This is a genomic window from Streptomyces fuscigenes, assembly GCF_021556455.1.
In the GTDB taxonomy this organism is placed as follows: domain Bacteria; phylum Actinomycetota; class Actinomycetes; order Streptomycetales; family Streptomycetaceae; genus Streptomyces; species Streptomyces fuscigenes.
The window spans coordinates 1-6,597 of record NZ_JAKGCV010000311.1; the positions used below are offsets into that span (position 1 = coordinate 1).

Genomic DNA, 6,597 nt, shown 5'->3' on the forward strand with positions numbered 1-6,597 from the left:
CCCGCCCGGCGGGAGGCTCCACCGGCACCCGGCCCGCCATCCGCCGCCCCTCAGCCGGCCGTCGCGTCCGCCGCGTGCGCCGGAGCGCCGCCGGGCGAGGGGTCGCGTCCGCCCGGATGGCGGTGGCGCCACACCCAGAAGACCGCCGTCGCGGGTGCCGCCCACAGCAGCAGCACCAGGTACGGGAAGACATGCTGCTCGTCGCCGAAGTAGACCGCCGTGTGCTGGGCGTTGACGGACGCGCCCGGCGGCAGCCACTGGCCGATGCGGCCGAGCACGGACGGCAGCAGCGGCCACGACACCGCGCCTCCCGACGACGGGTTGCCCAGCAGCACCATGAGCCCCCAGGTCGGCAGCAGGGCCCACCGGCCGAACAGCGTGTTGAACGCGGTGAAGACCATCCCGGAGGTGAACATCGTGAACGCGAGGATCAGCCAGGACTCCACGAACGGCAGCCGCAGCGCGCCCAGCCACCAGTCCACGACGGCGGCGATGGTGAAAGCGCCCAGCAGGGAGTTCGCGGCGATCGCGAGCACCCGCTCGAACGGCAGCAGCCGGCGCGCGTTCACGCTCAGCTGGATCGCGGCGACGAAACCGAGGATGACGGCGGACAGGGTGATGTAGAAGATCGCCAGCCCCCGCGGGTCGCCCTTCTGCAGCGGCTTGAGATCGCCCAGCGCGAGCGGCACCTTCGCGGCCCGGGCCGCCTTGGGCGCGGCGGTCGCGAGCACCTGGGCCACCGACTGGCCGGCCGCGCTCGCCACGTCCATCCGCGCCGCCGTGCGGCCGCCCGTGGAGCGGAAGGTGACGACGGCGAACACCCGCTGGCTCTCCACCCCGCGGACGGCGGCCGCACGGTCCGCGTAAGGATGCAGGACGAGCGAGGCGTCGAGTGCCTTCTCCAGTCCCGCGGTGAAGGCCCTGGCCCCGGGGGCCGAGGCGTCGCCCACGACCGCCGTGGGGATCCTGCGGGGCGTCGGATCGGCCATGTTGTACGTGTACGAACCGGCGAAGAGGCCCGCACCGGCCGACGCGACGAGCACGATCACCACGGCGGGCAGGAACGGCGAGGCGGCGAACTGCCGCCAGGCACCGGCGATCCTCCGGCGCCGGCCGCCGCCGCGCCCGCCGCGCCCTCCCTGTCCCGGCTGTCGCCCGTCGCCCTCCCGAGGCCGCGGCCGACCGTCCGCGCCCCCGGAGCCGGCACGGTGTGAGCCTCCGGTGCGGCGCGGGGCCTCGTCGTCGTGTTCAGCGGCCATGGGGCCACCGTAAGCACGGTATGGAGCCTGAAGCGGTAAATGCCCCTTCCGCGGCGCCATGGTACCCGAGGGCCGCGACCGGTTCGTCCGGCGGGCGCCGTCACCGCCGATCAGGAGGGCGGCGCGGGTGAAGGCGCGGGCGGAGACGGTGCCCTGCGGTGCGGAGAGCCCAAGTCCCGCCGTGCGGGCGGTGATCGGCGGACCCGGCCCGGCCCGGTGTGGCCGGCGCGGACGTGCCGGGGGAGGCGGGCGGGGCGCCCGCCCGCCCGGGCCCACCACGCCGGTGCGGCCGCATCGGGCGGCGCCGCGCCGACGCTACGATGCCGCCATGTCTCGACTTCAGACGCTCGACGAGGCCAGAGCCGTCGATCACGCGATGGAGATCTTCTGGACCAAGGGGTACGACGGGACCTCCCTCGCCGACCTTGCCCGGGATCTCGGACTCGCGCCCGGGAGGCTCAACCTGGCGTTCGGCGACAAGCACGGCCTCTTCCTGCGCGCCCTCGAACGCTACCGGGACTCGCAGGCGCGCTCGCTCGCGCCCGCGCTGCTGGCCGAGGGGCTGGTGCTGCCGCGCATCCGGGCGATCATGCTGGGCTACCTCCAGCTCGCCGCCGAAGAGGCCGAACCGCGGGGCTGCCTGATAGCCAACACCGCGGGCGAGGCGCTGCCCGGCGACCCCGCCGTGGCCGACTGCCTCGCGGAGGTCATGTCGGTCGTCGAGGACGGCTTTCTCCAGGGCCTCGAACACGCGGTGCAGCAGGGCGAACTGCCCGAGGGTATCGACGTCGCCGGCAACGCGGCGATGCTCACCATGCTGCTCCAGGGACTCCAGGTCCTGGTCAAGCTCGACCCGGACCCGCTCCGTCTGACCCCCGCCGTGGACGCCGCCCTCGCCGGTCTGGACGCGGCACGGCTCCGGTGGGCCCGCCCCCCGGCGTGAAGGCCGCGGTGCGGCTGAGGTCCCGGTGCGTCCACGCGGCCTCGCCGCCCCGCGCGAATGGGCCGTCGGGCCCGGGCGCTTCGTCCCGGAACGGGTGAGGGCGGCAGGGCGTGCCGCGGGAGGCTCGGCGCCGCGGGCCCCCGTCGGTCAGCCGCAGGAAGGGCAGAGGCCCCGGTAGGTGACCTCGGCCGCGGAGACCGTGAAGCCGAACCGCTCGGCCGCCGGCAGCTCGGCCAGCAGGTCGCCCGTCGGGTGGACGTCGCGCACCGTGCCGCACTTCGAGCAGACCAGGTGCTGGTGCGGGCGGTGGGCGTTCGGGTCGTAGCGCTTCGCGCGCCCGTCGGTCGAGACCTCCATGACCTCACCCAGGGACACCATCTCGCCGAGGGTGTTGTAGACCGTGGCCCGGGAGATCTCGGGCAGCCGCTCCGCCGCGCGCGCGTGTATCTCGTCCGCCGTCAGGTGCACGTGGTCGCCGTCGAGGACCTGGGCGACCACGCGCCGCTGCGACGTCAGACGCCAACCGCGTCCTCGCAGTCGTTCCAGCAGGTCACTCATCTCGGTTCACCTGTTCCAGGCTCGTTGGGCATCGGCAGTTTACCAGTGGGTGTCCACATTCCGATCGGACAGGCATTCGGATCGGACGAGCATTTGGTGCGCTTATTGACTTGGACAGCGTCCATCGTAGGATCGGCTCCGGCAACAGCCAAGGGGCAGTCAGGGACAGCAGGGGCCCGGCAGGTCAGGAGAGAGCGCCGTGAGGGGAACACCGCCGAGCAATCGCGCGGTGCTGGTCACCGGATGACCACCGACCGCGCCTCGCGCCGCCCCCCGTCCTCCCGGACGCCCGCCCGGCGGGCACCGGAACCGGCACCCCGACGGGGCGCGGCCCGCCGTCCGGCACCCCTCCCCACCACGGGCGACGCACGGGCGGGTACCCCCCGCGGCTCCGGTACGGTGTCGGGCGCACGGCGCACCGGTCGCCCTGCCCGACCGCGCGCCGCGGCCACGGAGCCCTGCCCTGCCCGCACCGAACGGCCGCGGCCGGGTGCCTCCGGGCGCGCGTCCCGGCCGCGCCACCGCCGTCCGCCGCCCCAGTACCCGCAACCCCCGACCACCCTGGTCTGCCCGGTCCGGAAGGAAACGCATGTCCGAGAATCCTGAGAACGCCGCGAACCACGAGGCGATAGTCGTCGACGCGAAGACGGACGGCGAGGGCGGCTGCCCGGTCGCGCACACGCGCGCCCCGCACCCGACGCAGGGCGGCGGGAACCGCGAGTGGTGGCCGCAGCGCCTCAACCTGAAGATCCTCGCGAAGAACCCGGCCGTGGCGAACCCGCTCGGCGAGGACTTCGACTACGCCGCCGCGTTCAAGACCCTCGACCTGCCGGCCGTGAAGCAGGACATCGCCGAGGCCCTGACGACCTCGCAGGACTGGTGGCCGGCCGACTTCGGGCACTACGGCCCCTTCATCATCCGCATGGCCTGGCACAGCGCGGGCACCTACCGCATCAGCGACGGCCGCGGCGGCGCCGGCGCGGGCCAGCAGCGCTTCGCCCCCCTCAACAGCTGGCCGGACAACGCGAACCTGGACAAGGCGCGCCGCCTGCTGTGGCCGGTGAAGAAGAAGTACGGCCAGAGCCTGTCCTGGGCCGACCTGCTCATCCTCGCCGGCAACGTGGCCCTGGAGACCATGGGCTTCGAGACGTTCGGCTACGCCGGCGGCCGCGAGGACGTGTGGGAGCCCGAGGAGGACGTCTACTGGGGTCCCGAGAAGACCTGGCTCGGCGACGAGCGCTACACGGGCGACCGCGAGTTGGAGAACCCGCTCGGCGCCGTGCAGATGGGCCTCATCTACGTCAACCCCGAGGGCCCCAACGGCAACCCCGACCCGCTGGCCTCGGCCCGCGACATCCGCGAGACCTTCCGCCGGATGGCGATGAACGACGAGGAGACCGTCGCGCTGATCGCGGGCGGCCACACCTTCGGCAAGACGCACGGAGCCGGCCCGGCGGACGCCGTCGGCCCCGACCCCGAGGCCGCCGGGATCGAGGAGCAGGGCCTCGGCTGGCGCAACACCTACGGCACCGGCAAGGGCGCCGACGCGATCACCTCGGGCCTCGAGGTGACCTGGACCAGCACGCCGACCCAGTGGGGCAACGGCTTCTTCGACAACCTCTTCGGCCACGAGTGGGAGCTCACCAAGAGCCCGGCGGGCGCCCACCAGTGGAAGCCGAAGGACGGCGCGGGCGAGGGCACGGTCCCGCACGCCCACGACGCCTCGAAGAAGATCGCCCCCTCGATGCTGACGACCGACCTGGCGCTGCGCGTCGACCCGGCGTACGAGCAGATCTCGCGCCGCTTCCACGAGAACCCGGCCGAGTTCGCCGACGCGTTCGCCCGCGCCTGGTTCAAGCTGACGCACCGCGACATGGGCCCTGTCGTGCGCTACCTGGGCTCCGAGGTCCCGAGCGAGACCCTGGTGTGGCAGGACCCGGTCCCCGAGGTCGACCACGCGCTCGTGGACGCCGCGGACGTCGCCTCCCTCAAGAGCGCCGTCCTCGCGTCCGGCCTGTCGGTGGGGCAGCTCGTCTCGACCGCCTGGTCGTCGGCCGCCTCGTTCCGCGGCAGCGACAAGCGCGGCGGCGCCAACGGCGCCCGCATCCGCCTGGAGCCGCAGGCCTCCTGGGAGTCGAACGAGCCCGAGCAGCTGCGTACCGTGCTGCGCGGGCTGGAGGAGATCCAGGAGCAGTTCAACTCCGCGCAGACCGGCGGCAAGCGGATCTCGCTCGCCGACCTGATCGTCCTCGCGGGCTCCGCCGCCGTCGAGCAGGCCGCGAAGACGGCCGGCTTCGACGTCGAGGTGCCGTTCACGCCGGGCCGCGCCGACGCCTCGCAGGAGCAGACGGACGTCGAGTCGTTCGCCGCGCTGGAGCCGGCCGCCGACGGGTTCCGCAACTACGCCGGCAAGGGCAGCCGCCTCCCGGCGGAGTACCTGCTGATCGACCGCGCCAACCTGCTCACCCTGAGCGCCCCGGAGATGACGGTCCTCGTCGGCGGTCTGCGCGTGCTGGGCGCCAACCACGGCCAGTCCTCGACGGGCGTCCTGACCTCGGCCCCCGGCTCCCTGACGAACGACTTCTTCGTCAACCTGCTCGACCTGGGCACGGAGTGGAAGGCGACGTCCGAGGAGGCGCACACCTTCGAGGCGCGCGACGCGGCGAGCGGCGACGTCAAGTGGACGGGCAGCCGGGCCGACCTGGTCTTCGGGTCGAACTCGGAGCTGCGCGCCCTCGCCGAGGTCTACGCGAGCGACGACGCCAAGGAGAAGTTCGTGAAGGACTTCGTCGCGGCGTGGACCAAGGTGATGGACCTGGACCGCTTCGACCTGGTCTGAGGCCCGTTGGCCTCCCCCACCGCCGTCCTCGGACGGCGGTGGGGGAGGCGGACACGAAGGGGGCGGCACCACACACGTGGTGCCGCCCCCTTCGGCGTTCGCCGGCCGGATCAGCCCAGGCGCTCCGGCCCGCCGCCTTCGCCGGCCGCCTCAGGGCCGTCGCCGGACGGGGCCGCGCCGTCCGCCGGGACGGGGGCCGGACCCTCGTGGCCGAGGTCGATGTCGACCTGGGCGCGGTCGCTCCCCGCGAGCGAGAACGGCACCGCCCGGGGCGGATAGCTGTTGGCCACGACGGTGTAGTCGCCGCTCGCCAGGCCGGTGAACGCGTAGCGCCCGTCGGCGCCCGTCAGCAGCCGCGTCAGCACGTTGCCCGCCGGGTCCATGAGCGTGACCACGGTGTCCGGCAGCGGGGTGCCGCCCGCGGTGCGCACGGTGCCGCGCAGGGCCGCCGCCGCGGCGGGCTCCAGCTCGACGTCGTACACCGCAGGCTCGCCCCCGGCCGGCTCGACCGCCAGCGCGCCGGGCAGGTGCCCCTCGGCGGTGACCGCCAGCGTGTAGAGGCCCGCGGGCAGATCGGGCAGCTCGTACGCGCCGGAGTCCGTCGAGTTGGCCGTGCCGACGACGTCCCCGTGGGCGTCCGCCGCCACCACGAGCGCGCCCGCGAGGGGACCCGCCGCGGAACGGACCGTGCCGCCCAGCCCGCCGGAGCGGGTCAGCAGGAGGTCCGCGGTCACGGCGCTCGCGCCGGTGGTGACCGTCGCCGCGTGGGGGCGCAGGCCGGGGGCGGATCCGATGACGACGTAACTGCCCGGGTCCCCTTCCGGCCGCGGCAGGGCGTAGCGGCCCTGCTCGTCCGCCACCGTGCGGGCGATCTGCCGCCCCGCCGCGTCGATCATGGTGACCGAGGCGCCCGGCACGGGCCGTCCGGCGCGGTCGCCGACGAGGCCGAGCACCCCGGGCTCCCCGGCGCTCCCGGGCGCACCGGCGGCGCCCCTGGC

General features: G+C 74.4%; 5 protein-coding genes. 2 read left to right on the forward strand and 3 right to left on the reverse strand.

The genetic code is table 11. The features are described from left to right. Nucleotides 1–50: 50 nt before the first annotated feature. Nucleotides 51–1,259 (reverse strand): ABC-2 transporter permease, encoded by a 1,209-nt coding sequence (locus tag L1885_RS20880; protein ID WP_235798697.1) that lies wholly within the window; start codon nt 1,257–1,259, stop codon nt 51–53. Nucleotides 1,260–1,587: 328 nt separating this feature from the next. Between L1885_RS20880 and L1885_RS20885 the strand changes: the two genes are divergently transcribed. Then, nucleotides 1,588–2,202 (forward strand): TetR/AcrR family transcriptional regulator, encoded by a 615-nt coding sequence (locus L1885_RS20885; RefSeq protein WP_235798698.1) that lies wholly within the window; start codon nt 1,588–1,590, stop codon nt 2,200–2,202. A gap of 147 nt (nt 2,203–2,349) precedes the next feature. Here L1885_RS20885 and L1885_RS20890 read toward each other — a convergent pair whose 3' ends face one another. After that, on the reverse strand, nt 2,350–2,760 hold the full coding sequence (locus tag L1885_RS20890) for a Fur family transcriptional regulator (RefSeq protein WP_235798699.1): 411 nt from the start codon (nt 2,758–2,760) through the stop codon (nt 2,350–2,352). Between the two features lie 589 nt (nt 2,761–3,349). Here L1885_RS20890 and katG point away from each other — a divergent pair. Next, nucleotides 3,350–5,599 (forward strand): catalase/peroxidase HPI, encoded by a 2,250-nt coding sequence (gene katG / locus L1885_RS20895; RefSeq protein WP_235798700.1) that lies wholly within the window; start codon nt 3,350–3,352, stop codon nt 5,597–5,599. Between the two features lie 110 nt (nt 5,600–5,709). Here katG and L1885_RS20900 read toward each other — a convergent pair. Next, nucleotides 5,710–6,597, reverse strand: an 888-nt coding sequence (locus L1885_RS20900) for an MSCRAMM family protein (protein ID WP_235798701.1), incomplete at its 5' end; no start/stop codon positions are given.

Bases quoted from the DNA above. Each gene is read 5' to 3' on its own strand.
- L1885_RS20880 (WP_235798697.1), bottom strand. From the start codon at position 1,259: ATGGCCGCTGAACACGACGACGAGGCCCCGCGCCGCACCGGAGGCTCA.
- L1885_RS20885 (WP_235798698.1), top strand. From the start codon at position 1,588: ATGTCTCGACTTCAGACGCTCGACGAGGCCAGAGCCGTCGATCACGCG.
- L1885_RS20890 (WP_235798699.1), bottom strand. From the start codon at position 2,760: ATGAGTGACCTGCTGGAACGACTGCGAGGACGCGGTTGGCGTCTGACG.
- katG (WP_235798700.1), top strand. From the start codon at position 3,350: ATGTCCGAGAATCCTGAGAACGCCGCGAACCACGAGGCGATAGTCGTC.